This window comes from Sciscionella sediminilitoris (genome assembly GCF_000737195.2).
Taxonomy (GTDB): domain Bacteria; phylum Actinomycetota; class Actinomycetes; order Mycobacteriales; family Pseudonocardiaceae; genus Sciscionella; species Sciscionella sediminilitoris.
On the sequence record NZ_JALM01000168.1, the window covers coordinates 1 to 21,594 of the forward strand.

The 21,594-nt window shown below is 74.0% G+C and carries 2 protein-coding genes and 1 pseudogene; all 3 read right to left on the reverse strand.

What is annotated here, in order from left to right; translation table 11 throughout:
- Positions 1 to 5,127, reverse strand: a 5,127-nt coding sequence (locus AD72_RS38070; protein WP_425480800.1) for a type I polyketide synthase, incomplete at its 3' end; no start/stop codon positions are given.
- Between the two features lie 152 nt (positions 5,128 to 5,279).
- A pseudogene (locus AD72_RS34775) lies at positions 5,280 to 19,523 on the reverse strand (type I polyketide synthase); the annotation flags it as partial.
- A 59-nt stretch (positions 19,524 to 19,582) separates the two neighbouring features.
- A partial coding sequence (locus AD72_RS34780) for a type I polyketide synthase (protein WP_156365525.1) occupies positions 19,583 to 21,594 on the reverse strand: 2,012 nt, incomplete at its 5' end.

A 21,594-nucleotide genomic window follows, 5' to 3' on the forward strand; every position in this document is an offset into this window, starting at 1 on the left:
CGCCGCCGCGGCCTGATGCAGCGCCACCAACGACGACGAACACGCCGTATCCACCGTCACCGCAACACCCTCAAGCCCCAACACATACGCCAACCGACCCGAAAGCACACTCGCCGCATTCCCCGTCCCCAGGTGCCCGGCCACGTCCTCGCGCATCGAGCCGTCCCGGTGCACGAGCAGCTCCGCGTAGTCCTGACCGTTCGTCCCCAGGAACACCCCGGTCCTGCTGCCGCGCACACTCGACGGATCGATACCCGAGCGCTCCAGCGCCTCCCACGCGGTCTCCAGCACCAGGCGCTGCTGCGGATCCATCGCCAGCGCCTCACGCGGCGAGATCCCGAAGAATCCCGCGTCGAAACCGGCGACATCGTCCAGGAAAGCCCCGCGGCGAACGGCACCGAGGGCGGTGAGCGCGTCGAGGTCCCAGCCACGGTCGGCCGGGAAATCGGTGACCGCATCCGTGCCCCGGTGCAGCAGTTCCCAGAACTCCTCCGGGGTGCTGACCCCGCCGGGGAACCGGCAGGCCATCCCCACGATCACCACCGGGTCGTCCACTGTGGACACAGGACTGTCCACTGTGGACAGCTCGGAAGTCGTGCCGAGGCGCCGTTCGATGAGGTACGCGGCGAGGGCTTCGGCGGTGGGGTGGTCGAAGGCCAGCGAACTGGGCAGCTGTTCGTCCAGCGCGGCCTGCAGGCGATTGCGCAGGTCCACCGCGGTGAGCGAATCGAGCCCGAGGTCGCGCAGCGGCCGTGCCGGATCGAGTTCGCGCGCGCTGCCGTAGCCAAGGACCGCGGCCACGGTGCGGTGGGTGAGCCTGCGCACCCGGCGCCGGGTCCCCTCCTCATCCAGTTCGTCCCAGCCCGGTCCGTCCCACTCGGCCGGTTCCGGGGTTTCCCGCGCCTCGGCCAGGCCGGAAAGCAGGGCACTCGGCCGTACGGCGGTGAAGGCGGGCAGGAACCGGGTCCAGTCGATATCGGCGATCAGCGGGGATTCCCCGGTACCGGCCGCGCGGGCCAGCGCCGCGAGCGCGGTCTCGGTGGGCAGTCCGGGAACCCCGGCGCGGCCGGAGCGTTCCGCGATCACGGCCTCGGCGGCCATTCCGCTCTCCGCCCAGGGACCCCAGGCGAGCGCGGAACCGGCCAGCCCCGCGGCCTTCCGGCGCGCGACGATGGCATCCGCCGCGGCATTGGCGGCCGCGTAGCAGCCCTGACCGGCATTGCCGATGCGCCCGGCGAAGGAGGTGAACACCAGGAAGGCGTCCAGTTCGCGGTCCCGGGTCAGCGCATCGAGATGTTCGGCCGCGGTCACCTTCGGCGCCCAGACCGATGCGGCGCTCGCGCGGTCGATCCCGCTGAGCACACCATCCTCGAGCACCCCGGCGGCGTGCACCACCGCGGTCAGGTCCTCGATCTCCGTGAGCAGCGCGGCGAGCGCCGGGCGATCACTCGCGTCCACCGCGAGGATCCGCACCTCGGCGCCGAGCTCGGTGAGTTCGGCGTGCAGCTCCCCGGCACCGGGAGCCTCGGCACCGCGCCTGCCGAGCAGCACGAGGCGCCGCGCCCCGGAAGCGGCCGCCCAGCGGGCCACGTGCGCGCCGAGCGCCCCGGTGCCGCCGGTGATCAGTACCGTGCCGCGCGGGGACCACGATTGCCCGTCCAGCGTGCCGTGTTCGAGGCGCCGCACGTGGATCCCGGTGCCCCGGACGGCCACCTGGTCCTCCACGGCCACGGCCTGGTCGATCCGGCCGGAAAACACGGCGAGCAACCGGGTGCCGAGGTGTTCCCCGCAGTCCGCGGGCAGATCCACCACGCCACCCCAGGCCTCGGGCGCCTCCAGGGCGGCCACCCGGCCGAGTCCGCCGAGGGCCGCCGCGGCGGGGGCGAGCTCATCGCCGGGGTCCACTCGCGCACCGCCGCGGGTGAGCAGCCACACCGGTGCGCCGAGGGAGGGCAGTGCCGCGGAATCGGCGAGCAGTGCGGCCGGATCGGCCTGTTCGTCGAGCCCGAGCAGGGAGAGAATTCCGGCGAACTCCGCGGCGTCCTCCGGGGCCGTGGTGCGCACCTCCAGTGCGAGCCCGGCCGCGCGCAACGCATCGAGCAGCGGCTGTTCGCGGTCCAGGATGCGGGCCGGGACCAGGGCGAGCCAGGTCCCCTCGGGTGCCGGTCCGGTCCGGATGCCGCGGCGCACCCAGCGATCCCGGTAGATGAGTGTGTCCACGGCCGCGGTGCGCTCGGTTTCCCGGCGCCAGGCGGCGAGGGCGGGCAGCAGTTCGGTCAGCGGGGCACCCGGGTCGAGGTCGAGCAGTCCGGCGAGCGCGGCGACATCGGCATCGTCGACCACACGCCAGAATTCGCTCTCCGCACGCGTTCCGGGTTCGCCGCGTTCCGGTTCACCGGGCAGCGGGTCGAGCCAGAACCGCCGGTGGTGGAAGGGATAGGTGGGCAGTTCGGCGAGCGCGGCGGGATCCCCCCGTTCCGGAAGGCCATGGGGCCAGTTGCCGAGTTCGGCGCCCGTGGCCCACAGGGTGGCGGCGGCACGCTCGGCGGCCGTGCACTCGTCCTCGTCCCGGCCGCCGAGGCAGACGGCACTGTCCTCCGGGTGATCCGCGCCGAGATGGCCGAGCAGCGAGGGACGGGGCGCGATCTCCAGCCACCGGCCGGGGGCGAGCTCTTCGCGCGCGGTGTGCACCGCGTCCGCGAACCGGACCGGTGCGGTCAGCTGACCGGACCAGTGCCCGGGATCGGCCCAGGTTCCGGGTGCCACAGGGGCACCGGTCACCGTGGACACCACCGGGATCCGCGGTGCCGACCAGCCGAGTCCGGCGGCCACGGCGGCGAGCGGTTCCGCCGCGGGGGCCATGTGCGGGCTGTGGAAGGCGTGGCTGGTGGCCAGCCGGGTCACGCGCAGCCGCCCGTCGAGACCGGCGAGCTTTTCCTCGAGTGCTTCGGTGTCCCCGGCGAGCACCAGGCTGCTCGCGGAGTTGAACGCGGCGACCGAAACCGGCCCCGGCAGCCCGCGCACGAGCTCGGCCAGCTCCTCGCGGTCGCCGGAAACCGCGGCCATGGCACCGCCTTCGGGCAGCGCGGCCATCGCCTCGGCACGGGCGCAGACCAGGCGCGCCGCGTCTCCGAGGCTCAGCGCCCCGGACACGTGGGCGGCGGTGATCTCCCCGACCGAGTGGCCGATGAGCACCGCGGGGCGCAGACCCCAGGATTCGGCGAGCCGGTACCCGGCGAGCTCGAAGGCGAACAGGGCGGGCTGGGCCCAGCCGGTGTTCGCCAGCTCCTCCGGTTCCGCGTGCTCGATCACCTCGGCGAGCGGGCGATCCCGCCCGAGCCGGTCGTCCAGTGCGGCGCAGGCGGTATCGAAGGCCTCGGCGAAGACCGGGAACCGGGCGCGCAGCCGCAGCCCCATGCCCACGCACTGCGCGCCCTGCCCGCCGAAGAGCACCCCGGTGGTTCCGGGGACCACCGTCCCGGTGACCACGCCGGGATGCGGATTTCCCGCGGCGAGCGCGTCCAGGGCGGCCACGCGCTGATCGGGTCCGGCCAGCAGGACGGCGCGCTGTTCGAAGCTGTCCCGGCAGGCCAGCGCCGCGGCCGTGCGGTCCGGATCCTCGGCGAGATCGGTGCGCCCGGCGAGCGCGGCGGCGTACGCGCCGAGGGCCGGTTCGGTGCGGGCGGAGAGCAGCCAGGGCAGCCCGGTGCCCACCGGTCCGGCGGCGGGCACCGGTTCCTGCTCGGGTGCCTGCTCCAGGATCACGTGCGCATTGGTCCCGCTCACCCCGAAGGCCGAGACCCCGGCGCGGCGCGGGTGCCCGGTGTCCGGCCAGTCGACCGGTTCGCTGAGCAGCGCCACGTTTCCGTTGTCCCAGGCGATCTTCCCGGAGGGCTGTTCGGCGTGCAGGGTGGCGGGCAACCGCCCGTTGCGCAGCGCCATGATCATCTTGATCACCCCGGCAACCCCGGCCGCGGTCTGGGTGTGCCCGATGTTGGACTTCACCGATCCCAGCCACAGCGGGGTTTCCCGGCCCTGGCCGTAGGTCCGCACGAGCGCGTTGGCCTCGATCGGGTCACCGAGCGGTGTGCCGGTGCCGTGCGCCTCCACGGCGTCCACCTCCGCGGGGGTGAGCCCGGAGGAGTCGAGCGCGGCCTGGATCACCCGGCGCTGGGCGGGACCGTTCGGCGCGGTCAGCCCGTTCGAGGCGCCGTCCGAGTTCACCGCGGAACCGCGCACCAGGCCGAGGATCCGGTGCCCCGCCGCGCGCGCCTCGGAGAGCCGCTCCAGCACGACCACCCCGGCGCCCTCACCCCAGCCGGTGCCGTCCGCGGATTCGGCGAACGCCTTGCAGCGCCCGTCCGCGGCCAGTCCACGCTGGCGGGTGAATTCCAGGAACACCGCGGGGGTGGTCATCACGGTGACCCCGCCGGCGAGCGCGCGGTCGCACTCCCCGGCACGCAGCGCCTGTGCCGCCAGGTGCAGTGCCACCAGCGAGGAGGAACACGCGGTGTCCACGGTCAGCGAAGGCCCCTGCAGGCCGAGGACGTAGGAGAGCCTTCCGGAGATCACCGAGGTCGAGGTCCCGGTGAGCAGATGCCCGCCCAGCTCCGCGGGGATGGCGCTGACATCCGAGCCATAGCCCGAGGCACTGGAACCGATGAACACCCCGGTGCGGCTGCCGCGCAGGCTCCGCGGGGCGATCCCGCTCCGTTCCACGGCCTCCCATGCGGTCTCCAGCAGGATCCGCTGCTGCGGATCGGTCGCCAGTGCCTCCCGCGGGGACATCCCGAAGAACTCGGCGTCGAATCCCGGTACGTCGTCGAGGAAGCCGCCCTCGGCCGCGTACGAGGTGCTGGGGTGATCCGGGTCCGGGTGGTAGAGCGCGTCCACATCCCAGTTGCGGTCGGCAGGGAACCCGCCGATGGCATCGCGGCCCGAGTCCACGAGCGACCACAGATCCTCGGGACTCGCGACCCCGCCCGGGTACCGGCAGGCCATCCCCACGATCGCCAGGGGTTCCTGCTCGGCCTCCTCGCGCGCCCGCAGCCGCTGCTTGGTCTCGTGCAAGTCAGCGGTGACGAGTTTCAGGTAGTCCCGGAGTTTGTCCGCGTTGTCCATCGACACCGTGCCCATTCGCGTCGGCGAGCATTCTCGGGCGGGTGTTCCGAAACCGGCACACCCGCCGAGAACCAAGTCAACACGCTATGGGACCCACAAACGCCTAGATCTTCTCCTCACCGTCGGTGCGCTTCAGATGCACACGGTGTCACTCCGGCTCATTCGACACCGAGACCGTCGATGATGTCGAACAGCTCGTCGTCCGAGGCCTGCTGCACGGCGTCCGCCTGCTCCCGGCCCTCGAGTTCGCCCAGCAGTGCCCGCAACTCTCCGGCGATCCGCTCCCGGGTCTCGTGGTCCCCGTTCAGCCCGGCGACCACGTCCCGCAGCCCGGCCAGCTCCTCCTGTCCCGTTGCGCGGTGCCCGGCGGGCAGCAGCTCATCGAGCAGCTCGGCCAGCCGCCGCGGATCGGGGTGGTCGAACAGCACCGTCGCGGGCAGTCGCAGCCCGGTCGCGGCGCCGAGCCGGTTGCGCAGTTCGACGGCGGTGAGCGAGTCGAAGCCCAGATCCAGGAATCCCCGGTCCAGTGGGATGTCCTCGGCGCTGGAATGCCCGAGCACCCCGGCCGCCTCGCCGCGCACCAGATCGAGCAGCAGCACCGAACGCCGCTCGGGGTCCGCCTCCCGGAGCTGTTCGGCGAGCCGTTCCGGACCGGTCCCGGAAGCGGGGCCGGTGGGTCCGGCAGCGGGGCTCGCCGGGACGAGTTCGGTGAACACCGGCGGCACCCCGCCCGCGCTCGACCGCAGCACCGCGGTGTCGAACCGGGCCGCGACCACCATCGCGGTCTCCCGTTCCAGACAGGCGTCGAACATCCGCAGGGCGTCCGCGGTGTCCATCGGGACGAGGCCGCCGCGGGTCAGCCGGGACCGGTCGGTGGTGCCGAGGCCGCCGGTGATCCCGCTCGGCGCGGCCCACAGGCCCCAGGCGATGGAGGTGACCTCCCGGCCGGCCGCACGCCAGGCAAGCGCCAGCGCGTCCAGTGCCGCGTTCGCCGCGGAGTAGTTCGCCTGCCCCAGCCCGCCGAGCGTGCCGGACAGCGAGGAGAACAGCACCAGCCGGGCGTGCGGCAGGGCATCGGCGAGCGCGGCGAGCGCGCCCACCTTCGGGGCGAGCACCGAGTCGAACCGTTGCGGGGTCAGCGATTCGATCGCGCCGTCATCGATCACTCCCGCGGTGTGCACGACGGCACCGATCGGCCCGTCTGCCGCGGCGAGCACGGCCTCGATTCCCTCCGGCTCGGTGAGGTCGGCGGCGAGCAGCACCACCTGGGCTCCGTGCCCGGTGAGTTCGGCGCGCAGGTCCCCGGCACCGGGCGCCTCCGGGCCGCGGCGACCGGTCAGCACCAGTCGCCGGATCCCGTGCCGGGTCACGAGATGCCGGGCGACGGCCGCGCCGAGGGCACCGGTTCCCCCGGTGACGAGCACGGTTTCCGGCCACTCGACCGCGCGCCCCTCGGCCTGTTCGGTCCGGCGCAGCCGCGGGACACGCAGGTTCCCCTCGCGCACCGCGAGCACCGGTTCCCCGCCCGCCACGGCCGCGGCGATCTGCTCATCGGTGGCCGGTTCCCTTCCGGGTTCCGCGTCGAGCACCACGATGCGCCCGGGTTGCTCGGCCTGCGCGGCGCGCACCAGTCCGAGCGCGGCGGCCGCCGTCGGATCGGGGATCTCCCCGTCGACCGCGCAGGCGCCGTGGGTCAGCAGCACCAGCCGGTCCTCCGGTCGCTTGGCGAGGGCCAGCCAGGACTGCACGGTGTGCAGCGTCTCGGCGCTCACCGCCCGCACCCGCTCGGCGAGGGTTCCCTCGGTTGGCAGCGGAACGGGGACCGCGAGCACACCGTCCACTTCGGACACCCCGGACAGGCTCACCCGCCGGGTGACGGCAACCGGCTGCGGGGCCGCGGCCACCGGCGGAGTGGCCCAGCCGATGTGGTGCAGTGGCCGGGATCCCCCGGCGCGCAGGGTGTTGCGCGGAACCGGGCGCAGCACGACCGCGCCGAGCACACCGAGGAAGCGGCCCGCCTCGTCGGCGAGTTCCAGGCGCACCGTGTCCGCACCGGCCGGGTCCATGCGCACCCGCAGTGCGGTGGCCCCGCGCCCGGTGATCCGCACCTCCCGCACAGAGAACGGCATCACCGGTTCGTCCCCGGCATCGCGGCGCAGCGCCACGGTGTGCAGTGCGGCGTCCAGCAGCGCGGGATGCGTGACGCAACCGCCCGCCTCGGCGGCGAGTTCGGTGCCGAGCGCGACCTCGGCGAACACGGACTCACCGTGCCGCCATGCCGTGCGCAGCCCGCGGAAGGCGGGACCGTAGTCGAAACCGGCCGCCGCCGTGCGCGCGTACAGGTCCTCGACCGGCAGCGGTTCGGCGTTCTCGGGCGGCCAGGCGGTTTCCGCGCGTTCCGGCACCGGGGCGCCCGCGCCGAGCAGTCCTTCGGCGTGCCGTGTCCATTCGCCCTCGGGCGCTCGCGCGTCCACGGTCAGGGCCCGGTCCCCGTTCTCGTCCGGGGCGAGGACCCGCAGCTGAACCTGCACCTGCTCGTCCGGGGCGAGCGCGAGTGGCGTGAGCACGGTGAGCTCGCGGATCGTGTCCGCCCCGGTGCGCGCGGCCGCGTCCATGGCGAGCTCCACGAAGGCGGTGCCGGGCAACAGAACGGTCCCGTCCAGCGCGTGATCGGCCAGCCAGGGCTGCGCGCTCACCGAGAGCCGACCGGTCAGCAGGTGTTCCCGGCTCCCGGCGAGTTCCAGGTACCCGTGCAGCAGCGGATGCCCGGTCGCGGTCATCCCGACCGAGGCCGCGTCCTTCGGTGCGGGCGCGTCCAGCCAGTACCGGCGGTGCGCGAAGGAGTAGGTGGGCAACTCGGGCAGCACCGCGCGCGCCGTGCCGGCCTCGGTTTCCGGCCAGTGCGGCAACGGTGCCCCGCTGACCCAGAGCCGGGCGGCGAGCCGTTGCGCGGCAAGGGGCTCGGCGGTTTCCGGGTGGCCGAGGCAGCAGGCGCTCGCCTCGGGGTGATCGGTGGCGAGGTGCGGGATCAGCGCGGGATGCGGGGCGAGTTCCGCCCAGCGGCCGATGCCGTACCGATCCCTCGCCTCGGTGACCGCCGCGGCGAACCGCACCGGGGCGGTGAGCTGCCCGGCCCAGTACGCGGGATCGGCCATCGCCGCGCGGTCGATCGGCTCGCCGGTGTGCGTGGACACCACGGGAATCCGCGGTTCCCGCCAGTCCAGCCCGGCCGCGGCCTCGGCGAGTTCCGCGGCGGCGGGGGCCATCAGCGCGGAGTGGAAGGCGTGACTGGTGCGCAGCCGGGAGATCCGCAGCTGCCCGGCGCATTCCGCGAGCACCCCGTCCAGTTCCGCGCTCGGCCCGGTCAGCACGAGGCTGGTGGAGCTGTTGATCGCGGCGATCCGGACCTGTTCGGGCAGCGCGCCGGTCAGTTCGGCCAGTTGCCGCGGGCTGCCGGTGATCGCGGCCATGCCACCGCCGGAGGGCAGCGCGGCCATCGCGTTCGCGCGGGCGGCGAGCAGCCGTGCCGCGTCCTCGAGGGACAGCGCCCCGGACAGGTGCGCGGCGGCGAACTCACCGACCGAGTGGCCGATGAACACTTCCGGTTCCAGTCCCCAGGATTCCACCAGCCGGTAGGCGGCGACCTGATAGGCGAACAGCGCGGGCTGGGCCCATCCGGTGTCGGCGAGCTGTTCCGCGTCCGTACCGTGCGCGACCGCGGCCACCGAACCATCGAGGTGTGCCTCCAGCGCGGCGCAGGCGTTCCCGAAGGCTTCGGCGAACACCGGGAAAGCGGCCCCGAGTTCCCGTCCCATGCCGAGACGCTGGGCACCCTGACCGGAGAGCAGGATCCCGGTGGGACCTCCGACGGCCGTGCCGCCGATCTCCTCGGGTTCCCCCTCGGTGGTCAGCAGCACCGCGCGGTGGTCGAATCCGGTCCTGGTGCGCAGCGCCGCGGACAGGGCCCGCGCCGGGGCACCGGAGGCGAGCCGATCCCGCAGCGCCGCGCTCGCCGCGCGCAGGGATTCGGGCGAGCGCGCGGAAACCGGCAGCGGCACGGCGAGGCGCCCGGGTTCGGTCTCCGGCGCCGGGGTCGCCGAGCCTTCCACGATCACGTGCGCATTGGTGCCGCTGATCCCGAACGAGGAAACACCGATCCGCCAGGGCCTCCCGGTCGCACCGAAAGCGGTGGCGGACTGGGCGAGGCGCACCGCCCCGGTGTCCCATTCGATGCGCGAGGACGGTGTCCCGGCGTGCAGGGTCGCCGGGAATTGCCCGTGCCGCAAGGAAAGCACGGACTTGATCACCCCGGCCACCCCGGAGGCGGCCTGGGTGTGCCCGAGGTTCGATTTCACCGAACCCAGCAGCAGCGGCTCCTCCCGGTGCTGCCCGTAGGTCGCCAGTAGTGCCTGCGCCTCGATCGGGTCGCCGAGTACGGTCCCGGTGCCGTGCGCCTCCACCGCGTCCACCTCGTCCGGGCGCAGTCCCGCCGCATCGAGCGCGGAGCGGATCACCCGTTGCTGGGCGGGCCCGTTCGGCGCGGTGAGCCCGTTCGATGCGCCATCGGAGTTGACCGCCGTGCCGCGCAGTACGGCCAGCACCGGATGCCCGGCGGCCTCGGCGTCGGAGAGCCGTTCGAGCAGCAGTACGCCGACCCCTTCGGCCCAGCCCGCGCCGTCGGCCTCCTCGGCGAAGGCGCGGCAGCGCCCGTCCGGGGAGAGCGCGCCCTGCCGGGAGAATTCCACGAAGGTGTCCAGCGAGGAGATCACCGTGACCCCACCGGCGAGCGCCAGTGAACACTCCCCGCCGCGCAGCGCCTGCGCCGCGAGATGCAGCGCCACCAGCGAGGAGGAACAGGCGGTGTCCACGGTGACCGCCGGTCCCTGCAGGCCGAAGGTGTAGGCGAGCCGTCCGGAGGCGACACTGCCCGCGCTACCGGTGGCCAGCTGCCCCTCGAACTGGCCCGGATCGGCGGCCAGCCGGGAACCGTAGTCGTGGTAGTTCGACCCGACGAACACCCCGGTGCGGCTCCCGCGCAGTGCGGCGGGGGCGATCCCGGCGCGCTCGAAGGTCTCCCAGGCCGTTTCCAGCAGCAGCCGCTGCTGCGGATCGATGGTGAGCGCCTCCCGGGGCGAGATCCCGAAGAACTCGGCATCGAACCCGGCGGGATCGGCGAGGAACCCGCCGCCGGTGGTGGCGAAGGTTCCCGGATGCTCCGGATCCGGGTGGTAGCGGCCGCCGATGTCCCAGCCGCGGTCGGCGGGGAACCCGACAACCGCGTCCCCGCCGCGCTGCAACAGTTCCCACAGCGCCTCGGGGCTGTCCACCCCACCGGGCAACCGGCAGGACATGCCCACGATGGCGATCGGATCCGCGGCGGTGTCCGCGCCGCGCGCCGTGGACCGGTCCGCGCTTTCGGCGGGTTCGGTGCCCCCGGCCAGGCGGGTGAGCAGATGCGCGGCGAGCTGTTCGGCGCTCGGATAGTCGAAGACCAGGGTCACCGGCAGCCGCGCCCCGGTCGCGCGCACCAGGCGGTTGCGCAGATCCACGGCGGTCAGCGAGTCGAAGCCGAGGTCCCGGAAGGCGCGGTCGGCCGGCACGGCATCCGCGCTGCCGAGCCCGAGCACCGCGGCGGCGGTGTCGCGCACCAGTTCGAGCACCGCGGCCCGCCGTTCGGCTGGGTCCAGTCCGGCGATGGCGGGCGCCCCGGAATCCGGTGCCTGCGCGGTTTTCGCGTTCGTCTCCGGGATTCCGCGCAGCGCGGGCAGCGGCCGGGAGGCGGTGAGTACCTCGGCGTGCCGCGCCCAGTCCACATCGGCGAGCACCACGTGCGCCTCCGTCCCGGTGACCACGGCTGCCATCGCGGCGACGGCACGTTCGGGATCCATCGGCAGCACCCCGTCGCGGCGCATCCGCTCGGCCCGGTCCCCTTCGGCGAGACCGGCGCCCGCCCAGGCGCCCCAGCCGATCGCGGTGGCGGGCAGCCCTTCCGTGCGGCGGCGTCCGGCGAGGGCGTCCAGGCTCGCGTTGGCCGCGGCATAGGCGCCCTGTCCCGGGCCACCGAGCGCCCCGGCCATGGAGGAGAACAGCACGAACGCGTCCAGTTCCCGGTCCCTGGTCAGCTCGTCCAGGTGCGCGGCGGCCAGCGTCTTCGGGGCGCACACCGCCGCCGCCCGTTCCGGGTCCAGCTCGGTGATCAGCGCATCGTCCACCACCCCCGCGGTGTGCACCACGGCGTCCGGCGGATAGTCGGCGAGCAGCCGGGCCAGCGCCTCCCGGTCGGTGACATCGCAGGCGACCAGTTCCACATGCGCACCGGTCCCGGCGAGTTCGGTGCGCAGTGTTCCGGCTCCCGGTGCCTCGGGTCCGCGCCGCCCGGCGAGCACGATGCGGTCCGCGCCCGCACGGGCCAGCCAGCGCGCCACGTGCCCGGCGAGGGCCCCGGTTCCGCCGGTGACGAGCACCGTGCCGCGAGGAGTCCAGGTCCGCGCATCGTCGCGGGTGCTCGCGGGCACCAGGCGGCGGGCGAGCACCCCGGAGCCGCGCACCGCGAGCTGATCCTCCCCGGCGAGGTCCCCGGCACCGGAAAGCGCCGCGGCCACGAGGGATCCGGTTCGCTCGTCCAGCACCGGCGGCAGATCGAGCAAGCCGCCCCAGCGATCCGGGAGTTCCTGAGCGGCGATCCGCCCCGTTCCCCAGACCCCGGCGCGGGCCTCGTCCACCGGATCCCCCTCGGCGGCGGAGACCGCGCCTCGGGTGACGCACCAGAGCGGTGCCCCGATCCCGGCCTCCCCGAGATTCCGCACCAGTTCGGCGAGTCCGAGCACCCCGGGAGGAACCGCGCCGCCCGGTTCGGTTCCCGGAAGGTAGAGCAGCCCATCGGGCTCGGCATCGCGCACCGCGACCAGGTCCGTGGGAACGCCGAACCGCACCTCGGCACCGGCCGCGGCGAGCGCGGCGCACACATCCTCGGCCCCGCTCTCGGCGAGCACGAACCAGCGTCCGGTCAGCTTCGCGCGCTGCGGGGCACCGATCGGCACCCACCGGATGTGGTGGCGCCAGCCGTGCGTGGCATCGGTGCGCCGCCCGGTCCCTTCGAGGCCGGGGCCCGTGACCGGGGGCCACAGGTGCATCCGCTGGAACGGATAGGTCGGAACCTCGGTGGCCGCGGCGACATCCCCGGGCACGATCCGGGACCAGTCGACCGGAACCCCAGCGCTCCAGGCCTCGGCGAGGGCGGCGAACACCCGGGCGGGATCACCCTCGTCCCGGCGAAGCGTGGCGAGAGCGGCCACATCCCGGTCCTGTTCCTCGGCGCTCTCCAGCACCGCGGCCACCAGCACCGGATGGGGGCTGACCTCCACGAAGGATTCGAATCCCTCACGCACGATCGCCGCGACCGCGTCCGCGAACCGCACCGTGCCGCGCAGATTCGCGAACCAGTAGTCCGCATCGAGTTCCCCGTCGACCCATTCGGCGCGCAGGGTGGAGAACCACGGCACCCGCGGGGCGGCGCACCGGATCCCGGCCAGTTCCCGGGTGATCGGCTCGGCGACCGATTCCATCAGCGGGGAATGTGAGGCATAGTCCACCGGAAGCAGGCGGGTGCGCACCCCGTCCGCGGCGGCCTCGGCCAGCACCGCCTCGACCTCGGCAGGTGTTCCGGAGAGCACCACCGAGGTAGGGCCGTTCACCGCGGCCACCACGACCGAATCCCGGCCCGCCAAGCGATCCCGGACCGCGTCCACTCCCTCGGCGATCGAGCCCATCGCCCCGGATCCGGCCACCGCGCGCAGGGCAACGGCCCGTGCGGTCACCACCCGGGCACCCTGCTCGACCGAGAGCGCACCGGCCACCACCGCGGCCGCGATCTCGCCTTGGGAATGCCCGAGCACCGCGGAGGGAACGACGCCAGCCGATTCCCAGAGCGCGGCCAGGGAGACCATGACCGCCCAGGAGACCGGCTGCAGCACGGCCACGTCATCGAGCGCGGATTCGCCGGTGTCGGCCAGGACCGCGTGCGCATCGGGCCCGCCCGCCTCGGCGAGCGCGGTGGCGCATTCCGCGAACCGCGCGGCGAACGCGGCCGCGGGTCCCTCGGTTCCCTCCAGCAGGGCACGGCCCATGCCGACCCACTGCGCGCCCTGGCCGGGGAAGACGAACACCGGTCCGGTGTCCCGCGCGGTGCCGTGTCCCCTGGCCAGCACGGCCCCGCTCGCCGCGTCCAGCACGGCACGGTGCGCGAAGCCGGTCCTGCGGGCCAGTACGGCGGCCACCTCGGAGGCCTCCGGTGCCGCGCCGCGCATCCCGTCCAGCGCGGCGATGGCCTCGTCGAGCGCGGCCTCGGTGCGCGCGGAAACCGGCCACAGCGCCGGATCCCTGCTCTCGGCGGGAAGGCGCTCGGTCTGCGGTGGTTCCTCGATGATCACGTGCACATTGGTGCCACTGACCCCGAAGGCGGACACCCCGGCCCGGCGCGGTTGCTCGCCGACCGGCCACGGGCGCGCCTCGCTGAGCAACCGGACGGAGCCGGAGTCCCAGTCGATGTGCCTGCTCGGTTCGCCCGCGTGCAGGGTCGCGGGCAGTTCGCCGTGGCGCAGCGCGAGCACCATCTTGATCAGTCCCGCGGTGCCCGCCGCGGCCTGGGTGTGCCCGATGTTGGACTTCACCGAACCCAGCCACAGCGGCCGTTCCGGGTCCCGCCCGCGCCCGTAGGTGGCCAGCAGCGCCCCGGCCTCGATCGGGTCACCGAGGCTGGTTCCGGTGCCGTGCGCCTCGACCGCGTCCACCTCGTCCGGACGCAGCCCGGCCCGGTCCAGGGCGGCGCGGATCACCCGCTGCTGGGCGGGGCCGCTCGGCGCGGAAAGGCCGTTGGAGGCGCCGTCCTGGTTGATCGCGGTACCGCGGATCACCGCGAGCACCGGGTGCCCCGCGGCGCGGGCGGCGGAAAGCCGTTCCATGGCAAGCATTCCCGCGCCCTCGGCGAGCCCCATCCCGTCCGCTGCATCGGCGAAGGCCTTGCACCGGCCGTCGGTGGCGAGCCCGCGCTGGCGGCTGAACCCGAGCAGGCCGACGGGGGCGACCATGACCGCGGCACCTCCGACGAGGACCCGTTCGCAGTCCCCGTCCCGCAGCGCCTGACAGGCCTGGTGCAGTGCGACGAGCGAGGAGGAGCAGGCGGTGTCGATGGTCACCGCGGGCCCCTGCAGGCCGAGCGCGTAGGAGATGCGCCCGGAGGCGACACTGGTCGCCATCCCGGTGACCATGTGCCCCTCGATGCCCTCGGCGCCCTGCCCGGAACCGCCGTATCCCTGATACGCGGCGCCGATGAACACCCCGGTGCGGGACCGGTCGGGCGCGTGCGGGTCGATCCCGGCGCGCTCCAGCGCCTCCCAGGAGGTCTCCAGCAGCAACCGCTGCTGCGGGTCCATGGCCAGCGCCTCGCGCGGGGAGATCCCGAAGAACTCCGGATCGAATTCGGCCGCGTCGTGCAGGAATCCGCCGGAGCGGGTGTAGACGGTGCCCTCCCGGTCCGGGTCCGGATCGTAGAGCGCGTCCAGATCCCAGCCCCGGTCGGTGGGGAACCCGGAGATGACATCGGCGCCCTGGTGCAGCACGCTCCACAACTGTTCCGGGGTGCGGATTCCGCCGGGGAACCGGCAGGCCATGCCCACCAGGACGATCGGGTCTTCCTCCTCGGTGACCGGGCGCGCGGCGACCGGCTCGGTTCCGCTGCTCTCCGGTGCTTCCAGGCCGAGCTCGGTGCGCAAACGCTCGGCGAGCGCGGCGACGGTCGGATGATCGAACACCACGGTGACCGGCAGCCGAACCCCGGTCTCGGCGGCGATCCGGTTGCGCAGGGCCACCGCGGTCAGCGAATCCACGCCCAGTTCCCGGAAAGCGCGGTCCGGGGCCACATCCGCCGGATCGGCGAAGCCGAGTGCCCCGGCAACGGCCGCCCGGACGGTGCGTTCCAGGACACGGCGCGGTTCGGCGGCGGCAGCCAGCCGTTGGCGCAGCGCCGAACCTGGTGCCCCGGGCCCCTCCTCGTTCTGTTCGGCCCTGGCCAGTTCCGCCACCACATCCGGTACGCCGTCCAGCAGCGGGCGGCGGCGGGCCGCGGTGAACACCGGCGCGAAGGTCGGCCAGTCGATGTCCGCGATCGCCAGCAGGGTTTCCCCGTCGGTGAGCGCGTCGACCATCGCCTCGACGGCGAGTTCCGGCTCCATGAACCGGATCCCGCGCCATTTGAGCTGGCTGGAGATGACCGCCTGGCCCATCCCGCCACCGGAGGCTTCCCAGATCCCCCACGGGATCGAGGTGCCCGCGAGGCCGCGTGCCCTGCGGGCGGCCGCGATGCTGTCCGCGACGGCGTTCGCCGCCGAATAGGCGCCGTGTTCCCCGGAACCCCACAGCCCGGCCACCGAGGAGAACAGCACGAAGTGGTCCAGCTCGGTGCCCCGGTCCCCGGTGAACAGCTCGTCCAGGATCCGGGCACCGGCCAGTTTGCCGAGCGCCCCATCGGCGAACTGTGGCACCGTCGTGTCCGCGAGCGGCACCAGGATGCCGACCCCCGCGGTGTGCACCACGGAACGGATCGTCTCCCCTTCGGCGCTCAGCCGGTCGACGAGCGCGGTGACCGCGGCGGCATCGGCGACATCGCAGGCCGCGATCGTCACCCGCGGCCCGAGCGCGGCCAGTTCGGCGCGCAACCGCTCGGCTCCCTCCGCCTCCGGCCCGCTCCTGCTGAGCAGCACCAGGTGTTCGGTGCCCGCGGCGGCGAGCATCCGGGCGGTGTGCGCGCCGAGGCCACCGGTTCCCCCGGTGATCAGCGCGGTCCCCCTGGCCCGGAATCCGGTGGCCGCCGGGTTCTCCCGCGGTGCCCGGTGCAGTCGCCGCACCAGGGCGGCTCCCGAGCGCAGCGCGACCTGGTCCTCCTCGTGGTCGGCGAGCACGGTCAGCAGCGGGTGCAGTGATTCCGTGCCCTGTCCGGGAAGGTCGGCGAGCCCGCCCCAGAGCCGCGGATGTTCGAGTGCGGCGACCCGGCCGAGACCGCACACCGCTGCCTGTACCGGATTGGGTTCCTCCTGCGCGGTGACGGCCTCGGCGCCGTGGGTGAGCGCCCACAGCGGCGCCTCGATCCCGGCGTCCGCGAGCCCCTGCAACAGGGAGAGCGTGCCGACCACACCGAGTGGCAGGCCCGGGTACTCCGGATGGTCCTGCTCGGCCATCGCCAGCAGGGACACCACACCCGCGAGGTCCGGGTGGTCCCCGGCCAGCGTCCGGGCACGCGCGGCGAAACAGTCCCGGTCCGCGCCGGGATCGACGGCCAGCGTCACCACCTCGGCGGCCTCGGCCAGGGTGTCCCGGATCCGCGTCACCTCGGGATCCCCGGCCCGGTCCGCGGGGCAGAACAACGCCCAGGTACCGGTGATCCGCGCACCGTTGTCGCCGGGATGGGCGTGCCAGCGAACCCGGTAACGCCAGCCGTCCTTGGCCGCCTCCCCGTCCCTGCGCCGTCGCCAGTCCGCGAGCAGCGGCAGTGCCTCGCCGAGCACGGTCTCCGGATCCGCGCCCCCGGTGCCCGGTTCGGTGCGCCCGCCGAGAATCCGGGCCGCATCCCCGTCCGCGACCGCCGACCAGAACTCCGCATCGACCGGATCCGCCTGCGCGGCAGTGGAAGCGGTTTCCGGAACGAGCCAGAAACGCTGCCGCTGGAAGGGATAGTTCGGCAGGGTGACCGCATGCGGATCCGTTCCGGCGGTGAACCGGGCCCAGTCCACGGCCACCCCGCCGACCCAGGCCTCGGCCAGCGCGGTGCGCATCCGGTACTCGTCGCCCTCGCCGCGGCGCAGGGTGGCGCTCACCGCGGGTTCGATTCCCTCGGCATCGGCGACCTCGGTGATCGCCGGTGTCAGCACCGGATGCGGGCTGACTTCCAGGAAGGCGTCGAATCCGTCCGCGATCAGCGCGGTGATCCCCTCGGCGAACCGGACGGTATCGCGCAGGTTGGCGAACCAGTAGGCACCGTCCGCGCGGCTGTCCTCGATCCATTCGCAGTCGTGGGTGGAGTGCCACGGCACGCGCGGCCTTCCGGGTTCGATACCGGCGAGCGCGGCCAGTACCGGCTCGCGCAGCGGTTCCATGCCCGCGGTGTGCGAGGCGTAGTCCACCGCGATCCGCCGCGCCCTGCGGCCATCGGACTCGGCGGAGGCCACCGCGGCCTCGACGCCGTCCACCGGTCCGGCGATGACGACCGAAGACGGTCCGTTCACCGCGGCGATCGCCACTCCCTCGAGGTGTTCGATGCGCACGGCGGCCTGTTCCCGGCTCTCCCCGAGCGAGGCCATGGTGCCCGAACCGGCGACCGCGCGCAGCGCCAGTGCCCGCGCGGTCACCACGCGGGCCCCGTCGGCGACCGAGAGCGCGCCCGCGACGACGGCGGCGGCGATCTCGCCCTGCGAATGCCCGATGACCGCGGCCGGGGTGACCCCGGCGTCCTCCCACACCGCCGCGAGCGCGACCATGACCGCCCAGGAAACCGGTTGCACGACACCGACATCCGCGAGCGCCTCCGGATCGGAATCCCGCAGCACGGCCACCACATCCGGGCCGCCCGCCTGCTCGACCGCCGCCGCGCATTCGCTCAGCCGCGCGGCGAACACCCGCGCCGAGCGACCGTCTCCGTCCAGCAGTTCGCGTCCCATACCGGCCCATTGGGCGCCCTGCCCGGGAAACACGAAGACCGGTTCGGTGCTCGCGGCGAGCACCCGCCCGCGCACCACCGTCTCGTCCGTACGCCCCTCGGCCACCGCCCGCAGCGCGGTGCACTGCTCATTCCCCAGCACCACGGCGCGTTCCTCGAAGGCGCTGCGCGCGGCCAGGGCAGCGGCCACCGCGCAGCGATCGGCGTCCTCGGCCGCCTCGGCCAGCCGGGTGGCGAACGCGGCCAGCGCTTCCGGGCCGCGTGCGGAAAGCGGCCAGGCAACCGGTTCCCGCCGATCCGGGTCCGTGTCGTGTTCGCCCTCGGCCTCGGTGGCCTCCTCGAGGATCACGTGCGCATTGGTCCCGCTCCCGCCGAAGGAGGAGATCCCGGCGCGGCGCGGCCCTTCGTGCCCGGGCCAGGCGCGGTCCTCGGCCAGCGGTTCGATGGCGCCCGCCGCCCAGTCCACGTGTTCCGAAGGGGTGTCCAGGTGCAGGATCCTCGGCAGCCAGCCGTGCCGCAGCGCGAGCACCATCTTGATCAGGGCCGCCACCCCGGAGGCCGCCTGGGTGTGTCCGGTCGCCGATTTGAGCGCGCCGAGCAGCAGCGGCCGGTCCCGCTCCCGGCCGTAGGCCGCCAGCAGGGCGTGTGCCTCGATCGGATCGCCGAGTTCGGTTCCGGTGCCGTGGGTTTCCACGACGTCCACATCGGACGGTGCGAGCTCGCTGCGGCGCAGCGCGGCACCGATGACGCGTTGCTGTGCCGGGCCGTTCGGCGCGGTGAGCCCGTTCGAGGCACCGTCGGAGTTGATCGCCGTGCCGCGCAGCACGGCCAGCACCGGATGCCCTTCCCGGCGCGCGGCGGACAGCGATTCGATGAGCACGGTGCCCACCGCCTCACCCCAGCCGGTTCCGTCGGCAGCCGCGGAGAACGGTTTGCAGCGACCGTCGGCGGCGAGCCCGCGCTGGCGGCTGAACTCCACGAAGTTGCGCGGGGTGGCCAGCACCGCCGCCCCGCCGACGAGGGCCGACTCGCACTCGCCCGCGCGGATCGCCTGCGCGGCGAGGTGCAGCGCCACCAGCGAGGAGGAGCACATCGTGTCCACGGTCGCGGTCGGCCCCTGCAGGCCGAACACGTAGGCGAGGCGCCCGGAGACCACCGCGCCGGAGGTTCCGGTCAGCACGTGCCCCTCGACCTCGGCTGTCGGGGCCACGCCGTAGCCCTGGTTGCTGACCCCGACGAACACCCCGATGTCCCTCCCACGCAGGGCGTGCGGGTCCAGACCGGCGCTTTCCATTGCCTCCCAGGAGGTTTCGAGCAACAGCCGCTGCTGCGGATCCATCGCCAGGGCTTCGCGCGGGGAGATCTCGAAAAAGCCCGCGTCGAATCCGGCCGCGTCCTCGAGGAAGGCGCCTTCGGATGTGTACGAGGTGCCCGGGTGGTCGGGGTCGCGGTCGAAAAGCCGCTCGAGGTCCCAGCCGCGGTCGGCCGGGAACGGGCCGACCAGGTCCCGCCCGGCGCGCAGGGCGTCCCAGAAGGAGTCCGGCGAGTCGATCCCGCCGGGGAACCGGCAGCCCATGCCCACGATCGCCAGCGGTTCGGCGCGCCTGCCCCGTTCCTCGTCCAGTTCCCGGCGGGCACTACGCAGATCGGATGTAACCCGCTTGAGGTAATCCCGCAGGCGATCCTCGTTCTGCATGTCGGTCAGCTCCTCTGGGTTCGCCGTGCCATGGCACGGAATTCCTCGCGCGGGACGCCTCAGGCGGCCCCGAACTCCTTGTCGATCAGGTCGAAGATCTCCTCGTCCGAGGCCTCGGCGAGGTCTTCGTCGACCGGTTCTCCGGACTCCGCGGTTGCCGGTTCGGTGAGCCGGTCCGCGAGCCCGCGCAGCCGCTCGGCCAGTTCCCCGGTGCGGGAGCCCTCGGTGCGCTCCATCGCGGATTCGAGTGCCGCAAGCGCTTGCTCGACCGTGCCGGTGGCCGCCACCGGTCCGGTCCGCTCCAGCAGATGGGCGGCCAGCGCCCGCGGGGTGGGGTGGTCGTAGGCCACGGTGGCGTCCAGGCGGATTCCGGTCGCGGTGGCGATGCGGTTGCGGAAATCCACCGCGGTGACCGATTCGAAGCCGAGATCGAGGAACGAACGCCCCGCCCCGACCGCCGCGTGGTTGTCGTGCCCGAGTGCGGCGGCCGCGGTCCGGCGCACCAGGTCCACCGCGATCCTGCTCCGCTCGGTTTCGGAGGCGGCACTCGCGAGCCGGTCCCGGAAGGCCGCCGAACGGTCCTGCGGTTCGGTGGTTTCCGCAACCGGACGCCGGGCCCTTGCCCGCACGCGTTCGTGGTCCTCGAGCAGCTTGCGGGCCCGGCTCGCGGTGTACACATCGGCGAACCGGTCCCATTCCATGTCCGAGATCACCGCCGTCGGCCCGGATCCCGCGGCGAGCAGGCGTTCCATCGCGGCCACCGCCCGTTCCGGGCGCATCTCCCGTACCCCGCGCTCGCGCAGTGCCGATGCCGTCTCGGTGTCCACCATGCCGCCGCCCGCCCAGGCACCCCAGGCGACGGCCAGGGCGCTGCGGCCCGCAGCGGCGCGGCGCGTGGCGAGCGCGTCCAGGTGCGCGTTCGCGGCGGCGTAGTCGGCCTGTCCGGCGTTGCCCCAGGTGGCCGCGCCGGAGGAGAACAGCACGAAGGCGTCCAGCTCGGTGTCGGCGAACAGTTCGTCGAGCAGTTCCGCGCCGTCCACCTTGGCGGTGACGGTGGCCGCGATGGTGTCCAGGTCACGCCGGGCCAGCGGGGCTTCCCCGCCGACCACTCCCGCGGTGTGCACCACGGTGCGGATGTCGTGCCCGGCGCGCAACTCGGCCACGGTGTCCCTTCCGGACGGTGCGGTGAGATCGCAGGACACCACCTCGGCGGTGACCCCGAGTCCGGCGAGTTCGGCCACGAGTCCGTCCGCCCCCGGCGCGTCCGGTCCGCTCCTGCTGAGCAGCAGCAGGTGTTCGGCGCCCGCACCGGCCAGCCATCGGGCCACGTGCCCACCGAGCGCCCCGGTTCCGCCGGTGATCAGTGCGGTGCCCGTGGTCCGCCAGGGCAGCCGGGCGTCCACCGGCCGTCCGGCCACCAATCGGCGGGCGCACAACCGGGAACCGCGCACCGCGAGCTGGTCCTCCCCGGTGTCCCCGGAGATCGCCGCGATGGCGGCGCCGAGCTCGGCGGGTTCGCCCGTCCCCAGGTCGAGCAGCCCGCCCCAGCGGTCCGGGTGATCCAGGCTCACCCCGAGTCCGAGCCCCCACAGCTGAGCGGCGGCGGCATCGGGGGACTCCTCCGGTCCGGCGGCGATCGCCCCCTCGGTGAGCCACCACCACGGTCCCGCGATCCCGGCCTCGTCCAGCGCGCGCACCAGGGTGGCCGTGGCCGCGGTGGCCCCCGGCAGTCCGGCGACCGTGTCCCGCGGGCCGAACGCCAGCAGCGAGACCAGGGCAGCGTACTCGGTGCCCGCGAGGCCGCGCAGCCGGTCGGCGAGTTCCCCGGCCTGTTCCCGCGCGCCGATCGGAACCGGCCGCGGTTCGGGTGCCCCGGCCTCGGTCAGTGCCGCGCGCAGCGCCCGCACCATCGCGCCGTCGGGGTCCTCGGCGGGGACGAAAAGCAGCCAGGGCGCCGGTTCGGCGGGCGGGTCCGGCCGGTCGATCTCCCGCCATACGAGGCGGTGGTGCCACGCGGCTTCCGGATCAGTCTCGGGCTCGGCCGGTTCGGGCCAGTAGTGGGTGCGGCGGA